At 56.1% G+C, this 23,427-nt stretch carries 20 protein-coding genes; 15 read left to right on the top strand and 5 right to left on the bottom strand.

Going from position 1 to position 23,427, the window contains the following annotated elements:
- Positions 1–95 precede the first annotated feature (95 nt).
- Positions 96–914, top strand: a complete 819-nt coding sequence (gene rluB / locus G411_RS0101590) for a 23S rRNA pseudouridine(2605) synthase RluB (RefSeq protein WP_022957417.1) — start codon at positions 96–98, stop codon at positions 912–914.
- A gap of 86 nt (positions 915–1,000) precedes the next feature.
- Here rluB and rmf read toward each other — a convergent pair whose 3' ends face one another.
- Entirely contained in the window at positions 1,001–1,207 is a 207-nt protein-coding gene (rmf, locus tag G411_RS0101585; RefSeq protein ID WP_022957416.1) for a ribosome modulation factor, read from the bottom strand.
- A 262-nt stretch (positions 1,208–1,469) separates the two neighbouring features.
- On the opposite strand from rmf, the gene rlmKL reads away from it, so the two are divergent.
- Positions 1,470–3,629, top strand: a complete 2,160-nt coding sequence (gene rlmKL / locus G411_RS0101580) for a bifunctional 23S rRNA (guanine(2069)-N(7))-methyltransferase RlmK/23S rRNA (guanine(2445)-N(2))-methyltransferase RlmL (RefSeq protein ID WP_022957415.1) — start codon at positions 1,470–1,472, stop codon at positions 3,627–3,629.
- Positions 3,630–3,639: 10 nt separating this feature from the next.
- Here rlmKL and G411_RS21255 read toward each other — a convergent pair whose 3' ends face one another.
- From G411_RS21255 to G411_RS18920, 3 genes are all read right to left on the bottom strand, one after another.
- A complete protein-coding gene (locus G411_RS21255; RefSeq protein ID WP_022957414.1) occupies positions 3,640–4,188 on the bottom strand; it encodes an acyloxyacyl hydrolase in 549 nt (182 codons plus the stop codon).
- Positions 4,189–4,354: 166 nt separating this feature from the next.
- Entirely contained in the window at positions 4,355–4,561 is a 207-nt protein-coding gene (locus tag G411_RS0101570) for a cold-shock protein (RefSeq protein WP_022957413.1), read from the bottom strand.
- Positions 4,562–4,761: 200 nt separating this feature from the next.
- On the bottom strand, positions 4,762–6,894 hold the full coding sequence (locus tag G411_RS18920; RefSeq protein WP_022957412.1) for a YgiQ family radical SAM protein: 2,133 nt from the start codon (positions 6,892–6,894) through the stop codon (positions 4,762–4,764).
- A 163-nt stretch (positions 6,895–7,057) separates the two neighbouring features.
- On the opposite strand from G411_RS18920, the gene G411_RS0101560 reads away from it, so the two are divergent.
- From G411_RS0101560 to phoU, 10 genes are all read left to right on the top strand, one after another.
- On the top strand, positions 7,058–7,537 hold the full coding sequence (locus G411_RS0101560; protein ID WP_022957411.1) for an NfeD family protein: 480 nt from the start codon (positions 7,058–7,060) through the stop codon (positions 7,535–7,537).
- Positions 7,538–7,584: 47 nt separating this feature from the next.
- Positions 7,585–8,433, top strand: a complete 849-nt coding sequence (locus tag G411_RS0101555; protein ID WP_022957410.1) for an SPFH domain-containing protein — start codon at positions 7,585–7,587, stop codon at positions 8,431–8,433.
- A 24-nt stretch (positions 8,434–8,457) separates the two neighbouring features.
- Entirely contained in the window at positions 8,458–9,312 is an 855-nt protein-coding gene (gene purU, locus G411_RS0101550; RefSeq protein WP_022957409.1) for a formyltetrahydrofolate deformylase, read from the top strand.
- 78 nt (positions 9,313–9,390) lie between these two features.
- Positions 9,391–10,101 (top strand): phosphate regulon transcriptional regulator PhoB, encoded by a 711-nt coding sequence (phoB, locus tag G411_RS0101545; RefSeq protein ID WP_022957408.1) that lies wholly within the window; start codon positions 9,391–9,393, stop codon positions 10,099–10,101.
- 9 nt (positions 10,102–10,110) lie between these two features.
- Positions 10,111–11,415, top strand: coding sequence for a phosphate regulon sensor histidine kinase PhoR (phoR, locus tag G411_RS0101540; RefSeq protein ID WP_022957407.1), 1,305 nt, complete (start codon positions 10,111–10,113; stop codon positions 11,413–11,415).
- A gap of 108 nt (positions 11,416–11,523) precedes the next feature.
- Positions 11,524–12,492, top strand: coding sequence for a PstS family phosphate ABC transporter substrate-binding protein (locus G411_RS0101535; RefSeq protein WP_022957406.1), 969 nt, complete (start codon positions 11,524–11,526; stop codon positions 12,490–12,492).
- Positions 12,493–12,608: 116 nt separating this feature from the next.
- On the top strand, positions 12,609–14,831 hold the full coding sequence (locus G411_RS0101530) for an ABC transporter permease subunit (RefSeq protein WP_022957405.1): 2,223 nt from the start codon (positions 12,609–12,611) through the stop codon (positions 14,829–14,831).
- A gap of 16 nt (positions 14,832–14,847) precedes the next feature.
- Positions 14,848–16,548 carry a phosphate ABC transporter permease PstA gene (pstA, locus tag G411_RS0101525; RefSeq protein ID WP_022957404.1) on the top strand — a complete coding sequence of 567 codons (1,701 nt, stop codon included), beginning with the start codon at positions 14,848–14,850 and terminating at the stop codon, positions 16,546–16,548.
- 26 nt (positions 16,549–16,574) lie between these two features.
- Positions 16,575–17,417: a phosphate ABC transporter ATP-binding protein PstB gene (pstB, locus tag G411_RS0101520; RefSeq protein ID WP_028968042.1), complete on the top strand. Its 843-nt coding sequence runs from the start codon at positions 16,575–16,577 to the stop codon at positions 17,415–17,417.
- A gap of 35 nt (positions 17,418–17,452) precedes the next feature.
- Positions 17,453–18,181 (top strand): phosphate signaling complex protein PhoU, encoded by a 729-nt coding sequence (phoU, locus tag G411_RS0101515; protein ID WP_022957402.1) that lies wholly within the window; start codon positions 17,453–17,455, stop codon positions 18,179–18,181.
- A gap of 67 nt (positions 18,182–18,248) precedes the next feature.
- Here the strand turns inward: phoU and G411_RS0101510 are convergent, their stop codons facing one another.
- Positions 18,249–19,760 carry an AbgT family transporter gene (locus G411_RS0101510; RefSeq protein WP_051151225.1) on the bottom strand — a complete coding sequence of 504 codons (1,512 nt, stop codon included), beginning with the start codon at positions 19,758–19,760 and terminating at the stop codon, positions 18,249–18,251.
- 197 nt (positions 19,761–19,957) lie between these two features.
- Between G411_RS0101510 and G411_RS0101505 the strand changes: the two genes are divergently transcribed.
- The 3 genes from G411_RS0101505 to G411_RS0101495 all read left to right on the top strand — a co-directional run bounded on the left by G411_RS0101505 (position 19,958) and on the right by G411_RS0101495 (position 23,418).
- On the top strand, positions 19,958–21,178 hold the full coding sequence (locus G411_RS0101505; RefSeq protein WP_028968041.1) for an MFS transporter: 1,221 nt from the start codon (positions 19,958–19,960) through the stop codon (positions 21,176–21,178).
- A 334-nt stretch (positions 21,179–21,512) separates the two neighbouring features.
- The gene (locus tag G411_RS0101500; RefSeq protein ID WP_157581090.1) at positions 21,513–22,112 is read left to right on the top strand and encodes a type IV pilus assembly protein FimV; all 600 of its coding nucleotides are present in this window, start codon (positions 21,513–21,515) and stop codon (positions 22,110–22,112) included.
- Between the two features lie 10 nt (positions 22,113–22,122).
- Positions 22,123–23,418 (top strand): type IV pilus assembly protein FimV, encoded by a 1,296-nt coding sequence (locus G411_RS0101495; RefSeq protein WP_157581088.1) that lies wholly within the window; start codon positions 22,123–22,125, stop codon positions 23,416–23,418.
- The last annotated feature ends 9 nt before the right edge of the window (positions 23,419–23,427 follow it).

Below are 23,427 nucleotides of genomic sequence, written 5' to 3'. Positions count from 1 at the left end.
GCCGAAGCCGAAGCCGAAGCCGAAGCCGAAGCCGAAGCCGAAGCCGAAATGCCACTCGTCGATGAGGACGACACAATGATAGAGAAACCGCACGAATGAGTGCTGAAGACGAAAAGTTACAGAAAGTACTGGCTCGAGCCGGTATTGGTTCCCGTCGTGAAATGGAACGGGCAATTGCCGATGGGCGTGTCAAGGTGAATGGTGAAACAGCCACCCTTGGTGATCGCGTCGACAAGACTGCTCGCATCGTATTTGATGGCAAACCGGTCAAGCTGGATACGGGCAGCACCAAGCCCCGTGTACTGCTTTACAACAAGCCTGAAGGCGAAATCTGTAGCCGCAAAGACCCGGAAGGGCGTCGCTCGGTCTTTGATCGCCTGCCACGCCTTAACGGTGAGCGCTGGATTTGCGTAGGGAGACTGGATTTCAATACCACCGGCTTGCTGCTGTTCACTACCGATGGTGACCTAGCTAATAAGCTGATGCACCCCTCGACGGTCATTGAGCGCGAGTACCTGTGCCGGGTGATGGGGAATGCCTCTGACGACATGCTTCAGCAACTGGTTGATGGTGTTCAATTGGAAGATGGTGTTGCTCGCTTCACCGATATTGTTGATGGCGGCGGTGAGGGCATCAACCACTGGTATTACGTGGTCATTATGGAAGGGCGCAACCGTGAGGTTCGGCGTTTGTGGGAATCTCAGGGCTTGCAGGTCAATCGACTCAAGCGAGTTCGCTACGGCAATGTTTTCATTCCGTCCAAGGTGAAGGTAGGCCAGTGGATTGAGTTGCCCGAAAACGAGGTGAGCGATGTCTATGCGATGGCGGGGATGTCGGTGCCGGTGCAGGAAGCGGTAGAGGGGGGAGGTCGCGTGCCGCGTTCTGCGGGGCGAGGGCGTCGATCTCGCGGTTAGCGCTTGCGGAAAAAAGAAAGCCCGCAGTTGTGCGGGCCCTTGGGAGTGCTACAGCCACAGAACTGGCTGTTGTTGCTGGGGATCAATCAGTGAAACGCCTGCTGCTTTTCGAGCGCGGTGGCGGTGTCGATACCATCCCAGTGGTCGCCTCGGCCTTCCCGCCAGCCGGTCAGCCACTGTTGGCGGAGTTGCTCCTGGGTGTGGGGACAGTTCTCCTTGTTTCTCCCGCTAATACCCGCTTGATAACCACGTTGGTAAGCGCGCTCGGTCATATCGCGTTTCTGTCTTCTCATAGGGCAGATGCCTCCATTTTTCAACGTGTACTCACCGCCGCGTTACGATGGACAAAAGCTGAGGGCGGTGACCCGGTGTTGCTGTTATGACAGCTGAACAGCAACCGAACCCTCATGTAAGCAAACTTTCATAATTGCTGCGAAGACCAATTTCGTCTAAAGAAGCGCAGTTTTAGATGGCTGGTGAATAAGTAGCTAAGCACTTGTTGCGGCGTAAATTTTCAAGCATTTTCTATTTCCCGGATGGGTTTTGGTGAGTCATATGCAGTCCCTGATACTGAGTTGTCCCAAAGGTCTTGAAGGCCTGCTTTCTGATGAAGCGCAATCTCTCGGTGCCAGCCATCTCGGAGAAACCGTTGGCGCTATCAGGGTGGCGGCGAGCCTTGAGACAACGTATCGACTTTGTCTCTGGTCGCGGCTCGCCAACCGGGTTTTACTGCCTCTAACGGAGTTCAGTGGTGATACCGCCGATGCGCTCTACAGCGGTCTGCGGACTGTACCGTGGCATGAGCATATTCCCGAAGGCGCCACCTTGTTGGTAGATTTTGCGGGCCGAAGCCGCGATATTCGCAACAGCCATTTCGGCGCGCTGCGGTGCAAAGACGCCGTCGTTGACAGCTTTCAGGATGCCGGTCTTGCCCGACCATCTATTGCCAAGCAGCAGCCCGATATTCGCCTGCATGTCCGACTGCGAAAGGGCAAGGTGTTGGCGGCGATTGATTTATCGGGTGAGAGTCTGCACCGGCGAGGTTATCGGCAGAGCAGTGCGCTTGCACCACTGAAGGAAAATCTTGCCGCGGCATTGTTGCTTCGCGCCGATTGGCCAGGCATTGCCAGTCGAGGTGGCGCCTTGCTGGACCCGATGTGTGGCAGTGGCACGCTGTTGATCGAAGGGGCCATGATGGCCATGAATATTGCTCCGGGGCTGCACCGTTCTTATTGGGGCTTTTCGGCTTGGCGGGGCCACGATGCGAAGTTGTGGTCGGCATTGCTGGACGAAGCTCGCGCTATTCAGCAAAAGGCATTACAACGGCAGGGGCCGCTTATTCGTGGCTTTGACGCCAGTGGCAAGGTGCTCGATCAGGCGCGGGATAATATCCGCAGAGCGGGACTGGCTGAAGTGGTCAACGTCGGCCGCAAAGAGTTATCTGCGTTGAGCCGTTCATCGCTGGGCGAACAGGCGACAGGGTTAGTGATCTGCAATCCGCCCTACGGAGAACGGCTTGGCGAGCAGGGCGAATTGCTGCACTTATACCGGCGTTTGGGGCAGGCGTTACGCGACGACTTTAACGGCTGGGAGGCTGCCGTATTTACCGGCAATCCCGACCTGGGCAAGCGTATGGGCTTGCGCAGCTATCGGCAATATCAGCTTCTGAATGCGAGCATTCCCAGCAAGTTGCTGCTGTTTCACTGTCTGCCGGAATATCGGGTCGATGATCCCAGTGGGGAGGGGCCGGTTGCGGTAAGCAAACCTCTGTCCTCTGGTGCGGAAATGTTTGCCAATCGGCTGCGCAAGAACCTGAAGCGCATGGAGAAGTGGCGCCGGCGTGAAAGTATTGAATGCTATCGGGTCTACGATGCCGATATGCCGGAGTATGCGGTAGCGGTGGATTGTTACGGCAACGCCGTTCACGTCAGTGAATATGCCGCGCCGTCGTCTGTCGACGATAATGCGGCGCAGAAGCGCCTCAGCGAAGTAATGGATGCCTGTGCCCAAGTGTTCGAGGTGCCTGTCGAGCGAATCGCCTTGAAGGAGCGCCGCCGTCAGCGAGGCAGTGCGCAATACGAGCGGCGTGCGCCAAAAGGCGAAACACTGGAAGTGAGGGAGGGGCAGGCAAAAGTGCTGGTCAACCTCCACGACTATCTGGATACCGGGCTGTTTCTCGACCACCGCCCCGTGCGACTCGACATTGCTGCTCGGGCAAAGGGTAAACGCTTTCTGAATCTCTTCTGTTATACCGCCGTCGCCTCGGTACACGCTGGTCTGGGTGGTGCGCGCTATACCATGTCGGTAGACATGTCGCATACCTACCTTCGCTGGGCTCGTCAGAACCTGTCGCTGAATGGATTGAGTGAAATTCGTCACCGCACCGAGCAGGGTGATGCCCGGCGCTGGCTGGAGGCCTGCGAAGACGAATACGATCTGATCCTGCTGGATCCTCCGACCTTTTCCAACTCAAAGCGCATGGACGATGTGCTGGATACCCAGCGTGACCATTCCTGGCTGATTGAACAGGCTATGCGCTGTTTATCGAAAGAGGGTTTGCTGATTTTTTCGACCAACAAGCGTGGCTTTGAATTGGATGCATCCCTGAGCGAGCGCTACGCAGTGGAAGACCGCTGCCAGTGGTCGCTGGACGAGGATTTCAAGCGCCGCAGCAAACCGATTCACTATTGCTGGTATCTGCGGCACACGAAATGACGGGCGGGATTTAAAAAGCTCTGGAGTAAGACAGCGACCAGGTGTCAAAGCCGGGGTTGGGCTCGTCGATGTCGGCATTGGAATAATGGGTTCGCTTCAAGCTGAGTTGATGCACGCCGGCCTGATCAAGTTCTACGCTGAGTGCTAGACGGTCGCGAAACTGGAAGTGTGTTGAGTAGAGCTGGTCGGCAAATACATCTTCAGATAAATAACTGGCGCCAATGCCGGCTTCAGCAAACACGCGCCGTCCATCAATTTGGAATAACTCCAGTCGGAGCATGGGCGACACTGAAAGGATCATCGCTTTATCTCCCTTGTCGCGCCTTGCATCTGATTCAAAGACCCCGAGCTGGCTGTCTATATAGAAGCTGAACCGGCCGCTTTGGTTAAAGGCAACATCCGGATGCCACGCGGCGGACACTTCAACACCTTGTGCGCCACCTTCGTTTAGACTGTTCTCAATCGCTTTGCTGTAGTCGATCGCGTAGCGAAAGTTTCCGGCGTGCGACGCCAGGCTGAATGTGGAGAGAAAAAGGGTGGCGATGATGGTTTTTTTCATAACATTCCCAGAAAGGTTATGCAGCGCTGTGCGTGCCGATGCGATATCAGTTCAGAATTAAACTACTAAAAGGAAGTTGGCGCCAACGGGGAGTGTTGGTTTTGCGGAGTGATACTTTTGAGGAGGGGAAGAAAGCAGGCAGCAACCGGCTGCCTGCTCAGCCGTTTTAGATAACGGTTACGTTGGCAGCTTGCGGGCCTTTCTGGCCGCTCTGCACGTCAAACTCTACGGCTTGACCTTCGGCCAGGGTTTTGAAACCTGAGCCGCTGATGGCGCTGAAGTGTACAAACACATCTGGGCCAGAGTCTTGCTCAATGAAGCCAAAACCTTTGGTTTCGTTGAACCATTTTACTTTACCAGTGCTTCTGGACATGTTTAAAACCTCGTTTTGTAAGTTTGCCTTGAATGGCTTGAGCTGAGATAGGCAGGGTAGTTATGAAACAGAACGAGGTACTTAAAACGACTTCGTGGTGCTTTTACATAAAACCAAGCTGCATCTATAGCCAGCAAGCTCATTATATACACAGCTTGAAGCGGTATAGAAAGCCTTTTGCAAGGGATAAAATGAATTTTTTATTGCCGTTTTCGCGGAGGCAAACCCGTATGTTGGGTAAGGATTTTGCCTTTCCTGCCGCTCTTGGGCTGCCAGTTAGCCGGTTGCTTGGGTGGAACAAGATGCTTCTTGCCGTAGCCGATTAAATCCTGGCGTCCCATTTTGAGAAGCGATTCACGCAGCGCTGGCCAACCATCGGGGTCGTGATAACGCAGGTAGGCTTTATGCAGGCGACGCTGTTTGAGCCCTTTCGCGCTGAAGACATCTTCGCTTCGACGGCTGACTTTGCGCAGTGGGTTTTTGCCGGAGTAATACATCGCCGTGGCATTGGCCATCGGTGAGGGGTAGAAGGCCTGTACCTGATCAGCCCGAAAGCCATTGCGTTTCAGCCATAGCGCGAGGTTCATCATATCTTCGTCGCGCGTGCCGGGGTGAGCGGCAATAAAGTAGGGAATCAGGTATTGCTCTTTACCGGCTTGCTTTGAGAATTTGTCGAACATCGCTTTGAAGCGATCGTAACTGCCCATGCCTGGCTTCATCATTTTGCTGAGCGGGCTGTCTTCGGAATGTTCCGGGGCGATTTTAAGATAGCCACCCACGTGATGAGTGACCAGCTCTTTGACATACTCCGGGGTTTCCACCGCAAGGTCGTAGCGCAAGCCTGATGCGATCAACACCTTTTTAACGCCTTCCAATGAGCGGACTTCCCGGTACAGAGATATCAATGGCGTTTGATCGGTATTCAGGTTTTTGCAGATGCCGGGGAATACGCAAGACAGGCGACGGCAGCGTTTTTCTATTGCTTCACTCTTGCAGGTGAGTTGCCACATATTGGCGGTGGGGCCGCCCAAGTCGGAAATGACGCCAGTAAAACCGGGGGTTTTGTCACGGATTTTTTCGACTTCTTTGACGATGGATTCCTGAGAGCGACTCTGAATGATTCGCCCTTCATGCTCGGTGATTGAGCAGAAACTGCAACCGCCAAAACAACCCCGCATGATATTGACGGAGTTCCGGATCATCTCGTAGGCGGGGATGCGAGCATCGCCATACTTCGGATGAGGGCGCCGCTGGTAGGGTAGTTCGAACACCCAGTCCAGCTCTTCCGTGGTAAGCGGAATCGGCGGTGGGTTCAGCCAGATGTCCTTGTCGCCGTGTCGTTGCACCAGTGCCCTGGCGTTGCCCGGATTGGTTTCCAGATGCAGTACGCGAGCGGCGTGAGCATAGCTGACGGGGTCTTTTTTTACGGTCTCGTAATCCGGTAAGCGGATGACGGTGTGTTCAGTATCGCGTTCCTGCCGGGCGCTGCGCGGATCGATCAGGGTAACGGTCTGCACCGCTTCTGCGTCAGCCTGTTTGGCATTCTGCTGCTCGGTTTTACAGGCCGGGTCGGCGCTCGTGTCCACGTAGGGGCTGGTGATCGGATCGACTTTGCCCGGTTGATCTACGCTGCTGGAATCGACGACTTGCCAGCCTTGGGGGACGCCATCAGAAATATAGGCCGTGCCTCGGAGGTCACGAATTTCCTGCACCGATTCACCGCGGGAAAGGCGGTGGGCCAGGTCGATAATGGCTCGTTCTGCGTTGCCGTACAGCAATAAGTCGGCGCGGGCGTCCATCAGAATGGAACGACGAACTTTGTCGCTCCAGTAGTCGTAGTGTGCGATACGCCGGAGGCTGGCCTCAATGGAGCCAATAATAATCGGACAGTCTTTAAACGCTTCACGGCAGCGCTGAGAGTAGACAATCACCGCTCGGTCAGGCCGTTTGCCACCGACATTATCGGGCGAGTAGGCGTCGTCATGACGCAGGCGGCGATCTGCGGTGTAGCGATTGATCATCGAGTCCATATTCCCGGCGGCTACACCGAAGAACAGGTTCGGGCGCCCCAGTATTTTGAACGCCTCGGCCGACTGCCAGTCGGGCTGGGAAATGATGCCAACGCGAAAGCCCTGCGCTTCGAGGGTGCGGCCGATGACTGCCATGCCAAAACTGGGATGGTCGACGTAGGCGTCGCCGGTGACAATAATAATGTCGCAGCTGTCCCAGCCAAACGCATCCATCTCTTCCCGGCTCGTTGGCAGGAAGGGGGCTGTGCCGAAGCACTCGGCCCAATAGGGGCGATGGCTGAATATGGCCGGTGGTACAGACATGGTTTGGCTACTCTCCGATAAGGAGCGCATTGTACCGGAATTTGCGCCTTTCTGCTGGCTGTGACCAATGAGTTTCCGCGCAATTTTACCGCTGTGTGCTTGCTATTGGTGCTGATCGTGGCTAAATAGTGCCTGCGTTCGTGACAAGGCAAAAGGGGCAGGGATGGAGTGGTTCAATAACACAATTCAATACTGGCACTGGATGGTGTTCGGTCTGCTGCTGGTTGCCAGCGAGGCCGTTGTACCCAGTTTCGTGATGCTGTGGTTTGGCGCCAGTGCGATCGCCGTCGGTCTCATTACGGCGGTTGTGCCTCTGGACTTCAGTATTCAGTTGCTGATCTGGGCCTGCCTGTCGGCGTTTGACCTTTTCCTCTGGTTCAAATTTGTTCATCCACGCATGAAAAACCGCAGCCTCTCGGGCATGTCCAGAGAGCAGGTCGTCGGTCAGGAAGGCATGGTGATTCGTGCCGGTTCCCATGGCGAAGGCGCTGTGCGTTTCAGTATCCCGGTATTGGGAAGCGATGAGTGGATGTACATTTGTCGCGAGCCGGTTGCCGTGGGTGACCGCGTTGTTGTGGAAGATGTGTCAGGGAACTCCCTGATCGTCCGCCCACTGGATGCGCGTTTCGGCGCCGCGGACTGATTCGCTCCGCCAACTCGGCGAATCCCACTACTTCAGGAGAGATAACAATGGATGGTTTGGCTGTTACCGGCGCGTTGCTGGTCCTGGTAATCGTAACGCTGGGGATGGGCGTTAAGACGGTCCCTCAAGGCTATAAGCACATCGTGCAGCGTCTGGGAAAATACCACGGCACCCTGAATCCCGGGTTGAACTTCATTATTCCCTACGTAGATCAGGTCGCTTACAAAATCACGACCAAGGATATCGTGCTCGATATCCCTTCGCAGGAAGTGATCACCGAAGATAATGCGGTGATCATTGCTAACGCTGTCGCCTACATCAACATCGTATCGCCAGAGAAAGCGGTATACGGCGTTGAGGATTACAACATCGCCATCCAGAATCTCGTTCAGACGGCGTTGCGCTCGATTGTCGGTGAAATGTCGCTGGACTCGGCACTGTCGTCCCGCGATCAGATTAAAGCCAAGCTAAAAGCGGCGATCTCCGATGATATTGCCGACTGGGGAATTACCCTGAAGACCGTTGAAATTCAGGACATTAACCCCTCTCCGACGATGCAGCGCGCGATGGAAGAGCAGGCCGCTGCCGAACGTCAGCGGCGGGCGGCTGTGACCAAGGCGGAAGGAGAGAAGCAGGCCGCGATCCTCGAAGCAGAAGGGCGTCTTGAGGCGTCCCGCCGCGATGCCCAGGCCGAAGTCGTACTGGCCAAAGCCAGCGGGACGGCGATCGAACTGGTCTCCAGCGCCGTGAAGGGCGATGAGCTGCCAGTGCTTTATATGCTGGGGGAAAAATACACCGAGGCGCTCAAAGAGCTGTCGGCATCTGGCAACGCCAAAACCGTGGTGCTGCCCGCAGATCTGCCTCAGGCCGTGCGCGGAATATTGAATAAAGTCTGATTTAGTAAGGTTTACAGAATTACCATGCAGCACACTTACCGCCTTATCACCAGTTGTCCCGATCGCGTCGGGATTGTTGCCCGTGTCAGCCAGTTTGTGGCAGAACAGGGGGGCTGGCTGACCGAGGCCAATTACCATTCTGATGCCGACAGCAATTGGTTCTTCATGCGCAATGAAATTGCCGCCGAGTCGCTGGGCATGAAAGCCGATGCGGTGAGGGAAGCGTTCCGCCCCATTGCCGAAGAATACGGGATGGAGTGGGAGCTGGTGGATTCGGCACGCCGCCGTCGCGTGGTGATTATGGCCAGCCACGCCTCCCACTGCATTGCTGATCTGTTGCACCGCTGGCACAGTGGTGAACTGTATTGCGACATTCCCTGTGTTATCTCCAATCACGAAAACCTGCGCAGTATGGTGGAGTGGCACGGCATTCCCTTCGAACACGTGCAAGTCGACCCGAATAACAAGGCGCCTGCCCATGAGAAGGTCCAGTCGCTCGCAGCGGCGTACGAAGCGGACTGTATCGTCCTTGCTCGCTATATGCAGATTATCCCCCCGGAATTCTGTCGAGCCTACGCCGGTCGAATGATTAATATTCACCACAGCTTTTTACCGTCGTTTGTTGGCGCCAACCCCTACCAAAAGGCGTATGACCGTGGTGTGAAGCTGATTGGCGCGACCAGTCACTATGTGACAGAACAGCTGGATGAAGGGCCAATTATTGAGCAGGATGTCATCCGAGTGTCACATCGCCACAGCAAAGATGATTTGGTTCGGCTCGGCAAAGATGTGGAAAAGTCGGTGCTTGCCAGAGCCTTACGTAACCACCTGGAAGACCGGGTACTGGTTCACGGCAATAAAACCGTCGTATTCGACTAGACTGACTTGTCATAAAATTGTCATTGAAGACCGTTTAAATGCAGGCTCAAGTACTTAGGCGGCGTTAAAGGGACAAGCATGACGACAACCAAGACTATCCTCATCGTCGATGACGAGGCAGCCATTCGCGAAATGATTCGCGTAGGCTTGGAACTTGCAGGCTACGATTGCCTGGAGGCAGCCAATGCCCAGGAAGCTCACGGCATTATTGTTGACCAGCGGCCAGACCTGGTGCTGCTCGATTGGATGATGCCGGTCACCAGCGGTATCGAGTTGCTGCGGCGCCTGCGGCGTGAGGAATTGACTCGCGATATGCTGGTTATCATGCTCACCGCCAAAGACGATGAAGACAACCGCGTGCAGGGGCTGGACGTTGGCGCTGACGATTACATCACCAAGCCTTTTTCCTCTCGCGAACTGCTGGCCCGCATCAAGGCGGTATTGCGCCGGGTGAGCACGCCCGACCAGGAAGAGAGTATCGATGTGGATGGCCTGCGCCTCGACCCCGCCAGTCACCGCGTTTTTGCCGATAACGTGCCTCTCGATATGGGGCCGACAGAGTTCAAACTTCTCAAATTCTTCATGACCCACCAGGAGCGTGCCTACAGCCGTGGACAGCTTCTTGATCAAGTGTGGGGCACCAATGTCTATGTCGAAGAGCGCACGGTGGATGTGCATATCCGTCGACTGCGCAAGGCACTTCTCACAGACAGCCGCGATTTTGGTCAGCTTATCCAGACCGTAAGAGGCACCGGTTACCGCTTTTCAGCAACAGGAGTCAGCGCATAGCGCCGGTTCATGCGGTATTACGATTGGAAGACGGAACTGGTCAGAGTCATGCTGCCGCTGGCAGCTGCTGCGGTTCTGTCGACAGCGTTCGAACTGGGTGCCTGGCCGGTGTTTGTGGTGGCCGCGGGAATCTGCACCTGGCTGCTTTGGCAGCTTCAACGTTTGAGCGACTGGCTATACCGAGGCTCCGGGACGGAGCCGCCAGAGGCGATAGGCATGTGGGGTCAAATTTTCGATACCATTTATGATATGCAGAAGCAGGCGACGGGGGATCACGATCGCTTGCAGGCCATGATTGATTATCTGCGAGCGTCGTTCGCGTCCATGTCTGACGCGGTGGTGATGCTCGATCATCAGGGCAATATCGAATGGTGTAACGATGCGGCATCGGAGTTGCTGGGGCTGCGGCGAGAGGACGATACCGGCCTTCAGCTGCTCAACCTGATTCGTGCGCCATCATTTGTCGGCTATTACGAGGCCGAAAAATACGGGGCACCGCTGGAAATGGTCTCCCCGGTGAATGCAGACATTCAGCTCAGTATCAGTATCAGCTTCTTTGCCGAGCGTAATCGCCTGCTGTTTGCCCGGGATATCACCCGGACTTATCGCCTTGAAAAAATGCGTAAGGATTTCGTGGCGAACGTATCCCACGAATTGCGCACCCCTCTGACGGTTATCAATGGCTACCTCGAAACCTTCGCGGAACACGGCGGCGAAAATCCGCGCTGGGATCGTGCTATTGAACAAATGCTGAAGCAGTCTCGCAGAATGCATCACCTGATTCAGGATCTGATGCTGCTGTCGCGACTGGAGTCGGTGCCCAAGCCCAAAGAACAGGACCGTATTGTCTTGCGACCTCTGCTGGAAATGGTCCGAGAAGAGGCGCTGGCGGCGGCGAAGGGTGATCGCAGCATCGAAATAGAATGCGACGACAGTATCGTACTGAAAGGGCAGGCGACGGAAATACGCAGTGCATTGTCTAACCTGGCCGTCAACGCTGCCCGCTACACCGCTGAAGGTGACCGCATTGTGCTGCGCTGGTATCAGACCGACAGTCATGCGGTGTTGGAAGTCCAGGACAGCGGTATTGGCATTGAACCGCAATATATTCCCCGCTTGACCGAGCGCTTTTATCGCGTGGATCAGAGTCGCTCGCTGGATACCGGCGGCACCGGGCTGGGCTTGGCAATTGTCAAACATGTACTGCTTCGACATCGCGGCGAGCTGAGGGTGCGCAGTCACCCCGGAAACGGCAGTACCTTCAGTTGTCTGTTCCCCAAATCCTTGGCAACGAAGGCTGAATCTGCAGCGTGACAACGCTGTAATAAAAGCTACGCTGCTTGTAACAATTTAGTCATATTTCGTCGATAAAATGACGGCCGTGTTAAATCTACGACCTTTTGCATGACTTGGGAGACGACGGTGAAACTCAAAAATTGCCTGATTGCTGCAGTAATTGGCCTTTCTTCTTCACTGGCCAGTGCCGCGACCGATGTGGATGCGGGCCTGCCCACCTATGAAAAAGCATCCGGCGTTTCCGGAAACCTGTCCAGCGTTGGCTCGGATACGCTCGCAAACCTGATGACGCTGTGGGGCGAGGATTTCAAGCGCAACTATCCCAACGTCAATATTCAGATTCAGGCTGCGGGGTCTTCCACTGCGCCGCCGGCGCTGACAGAAGGCACGTCCAATATGGGGCCAATGAGCCGCAAAATGAAGGACAAGGAAATAGAAGCCTTTGAAGCGCGTTTCGGCTACAAGCCGACGGCCGTCCCGGTGGCCATTGACGCCCTGGCTATCTTTGTCCACAAAGACAACCCCATCGATGGTATGACGCTGGCCGAGGTGGATGCGATCTTCTCCAGCACCCGCAAATGTGGCTACCCGGATGATGTTCGCCGCTGGGGGCAACTGGGTATGACTGGCGCCTGGGAAGGGCGCGATATTCAAATGTTTGGCCGGAACTCGGTATCGGGTACTTACGGCTACTTCAAGGGTGAAGCGCTGTGTAAAGGGGATTTCAAAAACGGTGTGAACGAGCAGCCAGGATCGGCTTCTGTTGTTCAGTCAGTATCCACATCAGTTAACGGTATTGGCTACAGCGGTATCGGTTACACCACTTCCAGTGTCCGTGCTGTGCCCATTGCCAAGAGCGACAAAAGTGCCGCAGTCGCCGCCAACCCGGAAAACGCGATCAATGGCAGTTATCCGCTTTCGCGCTTCCTCTACGTCTATGTGAACAAGGCGCCGAACAAGCCATTGGCTCCGCTTGAGCGCGAGTTCCTGAAAATGGTGCTGTCTAAGCAGGGCCAGGAAGTGGTGGTGAAAGATGGTTATGTGCCGCTGCCCGCGAGTGTCGTAGAACGTATCCTCAAGAAGCTGGATATGTAACTCGGACTCAACTGATGCGGGGATGGCTGTGAGCAGTGTCCCCGCATTGCTGTCACGCTGACGACATGCGGTGGCTGTAGCATTTCACGTATTCACAGAAGCAGAGTTTTAAACGTATGAAGCAATCCGAGGTGCGGGCAGCTGCGTCGGCGCAGCGCCGGTGGCGGCATATTAAGGATAAGATGACCACCGCAACGATCACCGCTGGTGGTATCGGTGTGCTGTTATCTATTCTGTTGATCTTCTTCTATCTTCTCTACGAAATTCTGCCTCTGTTTACATCGGCAGATATCGAGCTGGAAGAGCAGTTTACCCTGCCGGTTACCGAAGCCCCCCTTTACCATGCGATCGAAGAGCAGACGGAAATCGGCTTCCGCCTGGGCAATCAGGGTGATGCCCTGTTTTTCAATGCTCAGAATGGGGACGAAGTCCTGCGCGAGCAGTTGCCTTTATCCTCGGCGATTCGCAGCTTCGCGCTGGAGTCGGAAGACAGTCGCGTCATTGCCCTGGGGCAGGACGACGGTCGAGTACTGATTGTTAAACACGACTATCGTGTAAGTTATCCCGGCGACAAGCGCGTGATTACACCGCTGCTGCGCTACCCTTACGGCAACGACGGGGTAGAGGTTGCCGAGGCGGCGCTGGACAAGCTGGCGCTTAGAGACAGTGAAGATGCGCTGCTGATTGTTGGCGTGAGCGATGGACATCTGGTTGGGCGGCGCTGGACCAAAGAAGAAGACTTCCTTACCGAGGAGGTCACGCTGGAAGAAGAGATTCTTAAACTGCCGACGCTGGACGTCCCTGCAGACTATCTGTTGATCGGTCCGCGCCAGCATTGGTTGTATGTCTTGAGTCAGCAGGGCGATTACCGGCTGATTGATATGCGCAGCCTGAAGATTACCGATCGCGGACGTCTCGCAGAGGGTGGCAGTCTGACTGATGCCCGGTTCTTGCTGGGCGGAATCTCGCTGTTGACGGCCACGGATAAGGGCGAGATCAGTCAGTGGTTTGTTGTGCGTGATGCCAGCCGCGACACCGGCTATCGATTGCAGTTCGTCCGTCGCTTTGACGCGGAAAGTACGCCGAGCGAGCTGGTTACCGAACATCGCCGGAAAGGCTTCCTCAGTGTCAGCCGGGACGGCCACCTCGACATATACCACAGTACATCCGAGCGTCGACTTCTGAGTCAGGACCTGGACGCAAAACAGGTATCCGGTCTGGCTATCGCGCCTCGGGCAGATGCGCTGCTGGTCGAATCCGGGCAGGGCACTATCCAGCGGTATGCTGTGCACAACGAGCACCCTGAAGTTTCCTGGTCCGTGTTGTGGAGCAAGGTTTGGTACGAAAGCTATCCAGAGCCCGACTACGTTTGGCAGTCCTCGGCGGCAGACAATGATTTCGAGCCGAAGTACAGTTTTGCTCCGTTGGCGTTTGGTACCCTGAAAGCCGCCTTTTACGCCATGCTGATTGCCGCGCCACTGGCGATTTGCGGGGCTATCTACACGGCCTATTTCATGGCACCGGCGCTGCGCCGCAAGGTGAAGCCGATCATCGAACTCATGGAGGCCTTGCCGACCGTTATCCTCGGGTTCCTCGCCGGGCTTTGGCTGGCGCCGTTCATTGAACGCAATCTCCCGGCGGTGTTCTCGGTGTTTATTGCCATGCCGGTCTCGATTTTGGCGTTCGCGTGGTGCTGGTCACGCATCCCGGCGGATTGGCGGAATCGCGTGCCCGACGGCTGGCACCCGGTGCTGCTGGTGCCGGTGGTCATCGCGGTAGTGATGGGTTGTGTCGAACTGAGCGCACCGATGGAACGTGCCTTCTTCAGCGGTGATATGCGCGCCTGGCTGACCAATGATCTTGGTATTGCCTTCGATCAGCGCAATGCGCTGGTGGTTGGGGTGGCGATGGGGTTTGCGGTGATTCCAACCATCTTCTCTATCGCTGAAGACGCTATTTTCTCCGTTCCCAAACACCTCAGTTATGGATCACTGGCTCTCGGCGCCACACCTTGGCAAAGCCTGGTGGGAGTCGTGATGCCTACCGCGAGCCCCGGTATTTTCTCCGCGCTGATGATTGGCATGGGTCGCGCGGTTGGCGAAACCATGATTGTACTGATGGCAACGGGGAATACTCCGATTATGGACGCCAATATCTTCGAGGGTATGCGGACATTGGCGGCGAATATCGCCGTGGAAATAGGTGAAACGGAAGTCGACAGCAGTCACTATCGAGTGCTCTTCCTCGCGGCATTCGTGCTGTTTATGTTCACCTTTGTCGTTAACACCGTGGCCGAAACGGTCAGGCAGCGCCTCAGGCAGCGCTATGGCAACCTCTGATCGGGCGGGATAAAAGATGCAATTGCAAGGTAAACAACAACAGGGAATCAAGGCTTGGTTCAAAGGTGGTGAGCCGCTGATCTGGGCCAACGCTGCCGCTGTGACGGTCAGCACGCTGGCGGTCATTGGGCTGCTGATTTTGTTGGCAGTGAGAGGCTTCAGCCACTTCTGGCCCGCCGATGTATTCGTCGCCAGCTATGCTCTTCCCGAACGCTCATCGGCCATTGTGATGGCGGAAAGGGTGGAGAGCGAAGAAGTCGCCATTGAACAACTGACCAGTGCCGGTTTTGTGCTGGATACTGAGGACTCTTTTATTCAGCGAGAGCTGGTCAAGGTCGGTAACCGCGATGTCAGCGGCGCCGATTTTCGCTGGGTGCTCAGTCGTTACCTGAAAAATTCCGAATTTCCCGAGGATGCTGTGGTGCTGGAGCGCCGTGAATGGGGGAACTTCTACGGCTTTTTGAGGGGTGTTAAAGAAGCGGGTCAGCGTCAGGAATATAGCGATGACGCCGCTTTATGGGCAGATTTTCAGCAGCGAATAGAGCGGGCTGAAGCGATCCATGACGATATTGAACGGATTGAGAAAAAGGCCATCGGTGCAGTGAACTACCGGCTGGAAAAGCTTCGCCTGCGTGAGCGTGGTCTGGCACTGGATGAAGAACTGCCGGATGCCAAACGTGCGCAGCGCCAGCTGGAGATTGATAGCGAACGCGCTGAGCTCGATGCCGAGTACAAGGTATTGCAGAAAGAGCTGAACGGGCTGTATGCACAGTGGAACCGCGACAGTTTTGTGATGGAAACCGCGCAGGGCCAAAGTCGGGAACAGCGCGTATCGACGGTGGTGCAGGCGTATCGCCCCAATGCCATGTCGTCACTGGATAAAGTCGGGTTCTACTTCGCCAAGTTCGGGGAGTTTCTCAGTGAGGAGCCCCGCGAAGCAAATACCGAAGGCGGGATTTTTCCGGCCATTTTCGGCACGGTCATCATGGTGCTGATTATGTCGATTATGGTGACGCCTTTTGGGGTGATTGCTGCGGTTTACCTGCGTGAGTATGCGAAGCAGGGCTTGATGACCCGTATCGTTCGCATTGCCGTTAACAACCTGGCCGGCGTGCCGTCCATTGTCTACGGGGTGTTCGGTCTCGGCTTCTTTATCTATTTTGTCGGGGCGGAGATTGATCAGGCCCTGTTTCCCGAGGCGCTGCCGTCGCCGACCTTCGGTACACCGGGCTTGTTGTGGGCCTCGGTAACATTGGCATTGCTGACACTGCCTGTGGTGATTGTTGCCACGGAAGAAGGCTTGGCACGCATCCCGCGCAATTTGCGCGAAGGCAGTCTGGCGCTGGGTGCAACCAAGGCGGAAACGCTGTGGCGGGTCGTGTTGCCCATGACCAGCCCTGCGATGATGACCGGATTGATTTTGGCGGTCGCTCGGGCTGCGGGCGAGGTCGCTCCGCTGATGCTGGTCGGGGTCGTTAAACTGGCGCCGTCGCTGCCGGTGGACGGCAACTTCCCATACTTCCACCTTGACCAAAAGTTCATGCATCTGGGCTTTCACATTTATGATGTGGGTTTTCAAAGCCCCAATGTTGAGGCGGCGCGCCCGCTGGTATATGCCACAGCGCTGCTGTTAGTGGTGATTATTGCGCTGCTTAACCTCAGTGCGGTTGCACTGCGCAACCACCTGCGCGAAAAATACAAATCTCTGGAAATGTAATTGGCCACGCCATGACGGTAAAAATTATGGATACCAACAAAACAGCCACTGCGAGCCATGCGATTGATATTGAATCTCTGGGCCGGGCACGTAACGAGCAGCATATCGACGACGAAGACATCACGCTGACGGTCGAAAACCTGGATCTTTACTACGGTGAGAAACAGGCCCTGTTCGATGTGAATATGCAGATTCCCCGCCAGAAGGTCACCGCATTTATCGGTCCCAGTGGTTGCGGTAAATCGACACTGCTGCGCTGCTTTAACCGCATGAATGATCTGGTGGATTCCTGTCGGGTGGAAGGCGGTATTCGTCTTGATGGCGAAAACATCTATGATCGTGCGGTAGACGTCGCGACTCTGCGCCGCCGTGTGGGCATGGTGTTTCAGAAACCCAACCCCTTCCCAAAATCGATTTATGAGAACGTCGCCTACGGCCTGCGTATTCAGGGGGTCAACAAAAAACGGGTGCTCGACGAAGTGGTCGAGCGCTCGCTGCGCGGCGCGGCGCTGTGGGACGAGGTGAAAGATCGTCTGCACGACAACGCCCTGGGCATGTCCGGCGGTCAGCAGCAGCGTCTGGTCATCGCTCGCACCATTGCGGTTGAGCCCGAAGTTCTGCTGCTCGATGAGCCGGCCTCAGCACTTGATCCGATTTCCACGCTGAAGATCGAAGAGCTGATCTACGAGCTGAAAGACAAATACACGATTGTGATCGTTACCCACAATATGCAGCAGGCAGCTCGTGTGTCTGACTACACGGCGTTTATGTACATGGGTAAACTGATCGAGTTCGATAACACCGATACACTGTTTACCAACCCCAATAATAAACAGACCGAGGACTACATCACCGGCCGCTATGGCTGAGTGGTGACGTTGGCGGATGTCGCAGGAATCACAGTATGAAAGATAAAGATCTGCACGCGCATCATATCTCCCAGCAGTTCAACACTGAGCTGGATGATATTAAAACCCGCATGCTGGAAATGGGCGGTGTGGTTGAGAAGCAGGTTGCCGATGCGATCAATGCCTTTATGAGTCAGGACAGCGGTCTGGCAGAAGACGTGGATCGTGGCGACCGTATTGTGAACGCACTGGAACTGTCTATCGACGAGGACTGCACCATTATTCTGGCTCGTCGCCAGCCCGCCGCGACGGACCTGCGTCTGGTACTGTCCATCAGTCGGATTATCAGTGACCTGGAGCGCATGGGCGATGAGGCCTGCAAAGTCGCCCATTCCGCGATTAAGCTGGGTGAGCTGGGTGGCCTGCCGCGCAGTGTGCTGGAGATTCGCCATATCGGAGACCATGTACTGGGCATGGTGCGCAACGCGCTGGATGCCTTTGCCCGCTTTGACAGTGACAAGGCACTGGAAGTGGCGGAGGAAGACCACGCTGTCGATATCGAATACGGCACTGCGATGCGCAGTCTGGTCACTTATATGATGGAAGATCCGCGCACGATCTCTTCGGTACTGCAGGTCTTGTGGGCGCTGCGCTCACTGGAGCGGATCGGCGATCATGCCCGCAATATTGCCGAGCACGTGATTTACCTGGTGAAGGGCGCCGATGTCCGTCATGCCGACATTGATGAAATGAGTGCGGCGGTTCAGGAATCGACAAAAAAGTAATGACTGCAGTGATGATCACGCCGTCGCGGCCGCAGGCTGGCGACGGCGTTTTTGTTTGTGGCGGCTCTTAGCCTGGTCCCAGCGGCAAGCCCGCCAGCATCCACAGGCTAAGCATCAGCGTCCAGCCAAGCAGCAGGGCAACAGAGTAGGGCAGCATCAGTGCCATCAGACTGCCGATACCTGCGCGTTCATCGTGCTTCTGCATAAACGCTACGACGACACCGAAGTAAGGCATCAACGGGGTAATGATGTTGCTGCTGGAGTCGCCGATCCGGTAGGCCATCTGTACCGATGCTGCGTCGATACCCAGCATGTACAGCATGGGAACAAAGATGGGCGCCATCAGTGCCCACTTGGCGGAGGCGCTGCCGATCAGCAGATTGATGGCGGCAGTAGTCAGCACGAAGGCCACCAGCAGAGCGGTGCTGGGCAACTGCAACGCGGCCAGTGCCTGTGCGCCCTTGATGGCGACTACCGCGCCAATGCCGGACCACGCGAAATAATTGACAAACTGCGCAGCAAAGAACATCAGTACGAGATAGCCCGCCAGCGTTGCCATGCCTTTCTCCATCGCCAGGACCCAATCGCTTGAACGCGTAAATTTGCCGCTGAGGTAGCCAAATAACATGCCGGCGATGCCAGCATAGAGCGCAATAAAAATCACAATCCCCCTCAGCAGTGGATACGCCACCATGCCAGTGGCGTCGGGGTTGCGAAGCAGACCGTTCGGTAACGCGACCAGGCTGATCAACAGCGCTAAGTAGGCGACAGAAAACACGGCTACCCAGCGAAGTGCTCGTCGCTCGGCGGGATTAGCGATTTCATCGACGGACTGTTCCAGAGGGGTATCCGTGTTTGAGCGAAGGCGGGGTTCAACAATATGGTCGTTCACCCAGGCGCCGATAAAAGTGATCAGGAATGTCGACGCGATGATGAAATAATAGTTGTCGCTGACCAGTACTTCGGCCTGCGGGGCCACCAGCGACAGCGCCTCAGTGCTGATGCCCGCTAGGATGGCATCGACAGGCCCCAGCATCAGGTTGGCACTGTAGCCGCCGGAGACGCCAGCGAAGGCAGCGGCAATACCTGCCAGCGGGGGTCGCCCCGCCGCTTTGAAGATCAGGGCTGCCAAGGGGATCAGTACCACATAGCCAGAGTCAAAACCGATACTTGAGAGAACGCCGGTAAACACGATCACGGCACTGAGGTAGCGCTCCGATGCCCGGCGGGCGAGACGGCTCAATACACAGGCCAGCAGTCCCGAATGCTCGGCAATGGCAATGCCCATAATCGCTACGATGACCGGGCCAACGGGGGCAAAGCCGGTGAAGTTGCCAACGGCATTGTTTAGCATCCACAGCAGCCCTTCGCGGGACAGCAGCGAACGGCTGTGCAGCCACTCGCCGGTGGCAGGGTGTTGTGCCGACACCTGAGTTGCGGTCATCAGGGCCGATAACAGTACGAGGGCGATGCTCAGAAGAATAAACAACAGCACCGGATGAGGCAGGCGATTACCCACCACTTCGAGTCGGTTCAGCCAAGCCTGCAAACGTGGTGGTCCTTGCTGAACCCTCGTCATCTTGTATTACCTTTTGTGGTGGTTGCCGCGCAGCGTGTAGAATGTTTGGCTGTTCTGTAGCCGCATGAAGCAGGAAGTCTGCCAGATGCGGCTCGCTGTAGACAACGACATGACATGCATTGCCTGCGAATGTCCCAACAAAAGACGGTACTGACTTGAACGCAAACAGCCACTCCCCACGCTCCGATTGGCGGGCGATGATCTCTCTATATGCCGCGATGATGGCAGTGGGTATGGGCCAGAGCGTAGTGTTTGCGATTCTGCCAATGCTGGGGCGGGAGCTTGCTCTGCATGAAATGATTTGGCAGATCCCGCTGCTCAATATCGAGCTGGCGCCCAAGGAGCTGGCGATTACCTCGCTGTCGGCACTGACGGCGTTTGTCTTCTTTATCACCTCGCCATTCTGGGGTCGCAAGAGTGATCGCTGGGGGCGCAAGCCGGTCATTATTATTGGCTTGTTTGGTTATGCGATAGGGACCTTGTTGTTCAACAGTGTTGCCTGGCTGGGGCTAACTGCGATTATGGGCGGTGGTGCGCTGTATCTACTGCTGATAGCCAGTCGCGCGGTACACGCGGCGCTGATGTCGGCAGCGCACCCGGCCTCTGCAGCCTATATGGTTGATGTGACGGAAATCCGCCAGCGGGCGAAAGGCATGGCCAAGCTTCAGGCCTTCAACCAACTGGGGGTAATGCTTGGCCCTGCGCTGGCTTGGTTTGTCCATTTCAGCTACTTGGCTCCTTTATATTTGCAGGCGCTCCTATCGGTACTAGTCGCATTGGCGGTATGGCGCTTTCTGCCAGCATTGCCGCCACATCAATCCAGTCGTGATCGCAAGCCTAAGGCAATGTCCTATTTCGACCCGCGTTATCGATTGTTCATTGTGATCGGCTTTGTCATCTACGGGCTATTGGGCATGGTGCAGCAGACTCTGGGCTTCTATTTTCAGGACCTGCTGTCTCTCGAAGGTGTGGAAGCGGCACAGTGGTTCTCCGCCGCGATGATCGTCTCATCGGGGGCGATGCTGTTTGCCCAGTTTGTGATTGTGCAACGCTACAACGGGCCACCGATGAAGCTGTTGTTTCTCGGTATGCCTTTCAGTTTTATGGGTTACCTGCTGTTGGCGTTTTCCGGCAATCTCGGGATGTTGCTGGCGGCCATGGGGCTGTTCGGCTTTGGGATGGGGTTGACGGCACCGGCTTACGGGGCAAGTGCAACCATGGTGGTGGAATCGCATGAGCAGGGAGGGCTGGCTGGCTTGCTAGGCTCAATCGCGGGTTTGGGATTTGTGGCAGGGCCTTTGGCCGGCGGTTTCCTATACCAGTTCTCGCCGAGCTATCCCTATTTGGGGGCGGCGGGAATTATGGCCTTGATTATTATTGTCATGATTAGCCGCTATGGTCATACGCTGCGCGACTGATCAAAATTTACCCTTGTGTCGGCAGCGTCGACATGGCGCTGTTCCCGGCGGAATTGAACAGCGTTATCCACAAGTTTATTCACCTAATCTGGGGAAAAGTTTTGCCCACAGTTGGGCAATTGCTAAACAGATTGCCCGAATATTGGGCAGATGTGGTTTTCGCCCGATGAAATTTCCTTATTTGCGTCTAAAACCTTTTGCCGGGTGTGCGCGTTACCGCCAAGATAGCTACACTTAATGTGACGGAGTTCGTGTTTTCCTGTGTCGTGGTGGATAACGGGAGCGGGCGAGAGATGGATCGCAGCATACAGCGATATTGATAAGAGCACTGGCGATGAAAAACACGCGTATACCTGCATTACTCCCACTGTGTCTGGCGGCAATGGTAAGCAGAGAAGCGCTGGCGCTGGGGCTTGGCAGTGCCGAGCTGGCGTCTCGCCTTGGAAGCCCATTACAGGCACGTATTCCTCTGCGCAGTATGGACGGGCTGGATCCGGAGCAACTGCTGATCAGTATTCAGCCGGTCTGGGATGAAGACAGCGAATCGGTGATCGGGGGGCTGAAGCCCGGAGATATACAGGTAACCGCCTACCGTGATGAGCAAGGGCAGGCACTGATCGATCTGAGCAGCGCAGAACCCATTGCCGAACCCTTCCTGAATTTTGTTGTGAGTGTGCGCTGGCCGCAGGGCAGTCTGAATCGCGAATACACCCTGTTGCTAGACTTACCCACAACATCTGTTGCGTCGCCCCAGTCGCCGCTGACCGCCAGCCAGGCAGATGTACCGGTGGCGTTGCCAACCTCGCTATTCAAGTTCGTCCATAACGCCCCGTACCGGCGCTTCAATAGGCTCATCCAGCACACACTATGTGACGCAGCGCGGCGACAGCTTGTGGTCTATCGCGGCCAGACTTCGGCGCGAGAGAGGAGGTGACCAGCAGCGCGTGATGGAGCAGATTTATGCCCTGAATCCGGAAGCATTTATCCGCAAGGCTCGCCACCTGCTCAAAGAATCCGTCACGCTGGATATCGATCCAGCCAGGCTAAGCTCGGTGCTGTCATCGGCGACAGCTTTGCCGTCGGCTGCCTTGCCGCCGCGTGATTTACCGCCGTCAGGCGGCGCAGGAGAGGCGCTTGCTGTCGAAGCGGCGCAAACGTCAGATAGCGCGGCTGAGGCGGCCGCGATTGAAAGCGTGCCGCAGGCGACGAGTGGTGAAGGTGGTCGCGCGGCTGAGCTGACGGAGTCACTGCTTGCCGTCAGCCAGGAAGTTGAGCAGGTCACTCAGAACATCGAAGTGATGTCTGCGCGCCTTGCGCAGCTTCAAGCGAGATTGGCGGGGCTTCAGCAGGAATACGCCCAGGTGCAGGGAGAAGTGAATGCCCTGCGCAATGACGGCTTTGTCGATAGACTCACCGAGGATGGTGTGAGAGGAGAGCCGGTGCTGGCGACGGCTGATGAGCGTGACGCAGCCGCCGCCTCGCTGGAAGCGGAAGGCATTGCTGGCCAAGATCAGCTTGCAACAGTGACAAATGCTTCTCAGCCAGAGATCAGTGACGAGCCGGTTGTGGAGCCAGAGCCAGTCATGAGCGAAGGGGTGCCGAGCGATAGCGCAACAGCGCGCCTCTGGTGGCTGTGGGCGCTGGCAGCATTGACGGCATTGTGGGTGGTGTTGCGGCGACGCGGTCGCAAAGCCCCCGTCGCTTCTTATCAGGCGGCGCCGATCGTCACCGGGAAACCTCCTGAGCCGTCTCCGCAGCACTCGCCGGATGCTTTCCACGATGTGTTTGATGATCTTGATGGCCGCCGAACGCGTGGCAGTCAGGATACTACCGCGGTAGCCGAGGCCACGGAGCCGACACAATCTGATGTTGATGATGAGCTGAGTGCGATGCCCGAGGACGATATCTCGGTGGAGAATACATTGCCGCCAGTCGGAGCGGCGGCGGTATCCGTTTCCCCAGGCAGCGATGCCGAGACGGCGGCGGCAGCGTGCTTGTCGCTCAACGACCTTCCGGGAGCACGCCGTATTCTTGAGGCCGAGCTGCACAGCAATGACGTGGAATCCTTGAAGCTGATGTTGTTGGATGTCTACGCTCAGCAAGGCGATGTTTCTGAGTTTGAAACTCTGGCGCTGCAAATGGAGTTTGCCGGCGTCAGCGATGAGCTCATTCGCGAGATGGACGTCTTGCGTAAGGCCATGGGGCAGAGAGTGGATCAGCTCGGCCAGGCAAAGGGTTGATGCTGTCCT

Origin of the sequence: Spongiibacter tropicus DSM 19543 (assembly GCF_000420325.1) — a bacterium.
Lineage (GTDB): Bacteria > Pseudomonadota > Gammaproteobacteria > Pseudomonadales > Spongiibacteraceae > Spongiibacter > Spongiibacter tropicus.
Note: the sequence above shows the minus strand (reverse complement) of the source record. Positions and strands in the feature narration are given on the sequence as shown.

What these genes read in the sequence shown, in the direction of transcription:
- rluB (WP_022957417.1), top strand. Translation starts at nt 96, where the DNA reads ATGAGTGCTGAAGACGAAAAGTTACAGAAAGTACTGGCTCGAGCCGGT.
- rmf (WP_022957416.1), bottom strand. Translation starts at nt 1,207, where the DNA reads ATGAGAAGACAGAAACGCGATATGACCGAGCGCGCTTACCAACGTGGT.
- rlmKL (WP_022957415.1), top strand. Translation starts at nt 1,470, where the DNA reads ATGCAGTCCCTGATACTGAGTTGTCCCAAAGGTCTTGAAGGCCTGCTT.
- G411_RS21255 (WP_022957414.1), bottom strand. Translation starts at nt 4,188, where the DNA reads ATGAAAAAAACCATCATCGCCACCCTTTTTCTCTCCACATTCAGCCTG.
- G411_RS0101570 (WP_022957413.1), bottom strand. Translation starts at nt 4,561, where the DNA reads ATGTCCAGAAGCACTGGTAAAGTAAAATGGTTCAACGAAACCAAAGGT.
- G411_RS18920 (WP_022957412.1), bottom strand. Translation starts at nt 6,894, where the DNA reads ATGTCTGTACCACCGGCCATATTCAGCCATCGCCCCTATTGGGCCGAG.
- G411_RS0101560 (WP_022957411.1), top strand. Translation starts at nt 7,058, where the DNA reads ATGGAGTGGTTCAATAACACAATTCAATACTGGCACTGGATGGTGTTC.
- G411_RS0101555 (WP_022957410.1), top strand. Translation starts at nt 7,585, where the DNA reads ATGGATGGTTTGGCTGTTACCGGCGCGTTGCTGGTCCTGGTAATCGTA.
- purU (WP_022957409.1), top strand. Translation starts at nt 8,458, where the DNA reads ATGCAGCACACTTACCGCCTTATCACCAGTTGTCCCGATCGCGTCGGG.
- phoB (WP_022957408.1), top strand. Translation starts at nt 9,391, where the DNA reads ATGACGACAACCAAGACTATCCTCATCGTCGATGACGAGGCAGCCATT.
- phoR (WP_022957407.1), top strand. Translation starts at nt 10,111, where the DNA reads ATGCGGTATTACGATTGGAAGACGGAACTGGTCAGAGTCATGCTGCCG.
- G411_RS0101530 (WP_022957405.1), top strand. Translation starts at nt 12,609, where the DNA reads ATGAAGCAATCCGAGGTGCGGGCAGCTGCGTCGGCGCAGCGCCGGTGG.
- pstA (WP_022957404.1), top strand. Translation starts at nt 14,848, where the DNA reads ATGCAATTGCAAGGTAAACAACAACAGGGAATCAAGGCTTGGTTCAAA.
- pstB (WP_028968042.1), top strand. Translation starts at nt 16,575, where the DNA reads ATGGATACCAACAAAACAGCCACTGCGAGCCATGCGATTGATATTGAA.
- phoU (WP_022957402.1), top strand. Translation starts at nt 17,453, where the DNA reads ATGAAAGATAAAGATCTGCACGCGCATCATATCTCCCAGCAGTTCAAC.
- G411_RS0101510 (WP_051151225.1), bottom strand. Translation starts at nt 19,760, where the DNA reads ATGACGAGGGTTCAGCAAGGACCACCACGTTTGCAGGCTTGGCTGAAC.
- G411_RS0101505 (WP_028968041.1), top strand. Translation starts at nt 19,958, where the DNA reads ATGATCTCTCTATATGCCGCGATGATGGCAGTGGGTATGGGCCAGAGC.
- G411_RS0101500 (WP_157581090.1), top strand. Translation starts at nt 21,513, where the DNA reads ATGAAAAACACGCGTATACCTGCATTACTCCCACTGTGTCTGGCGGCA.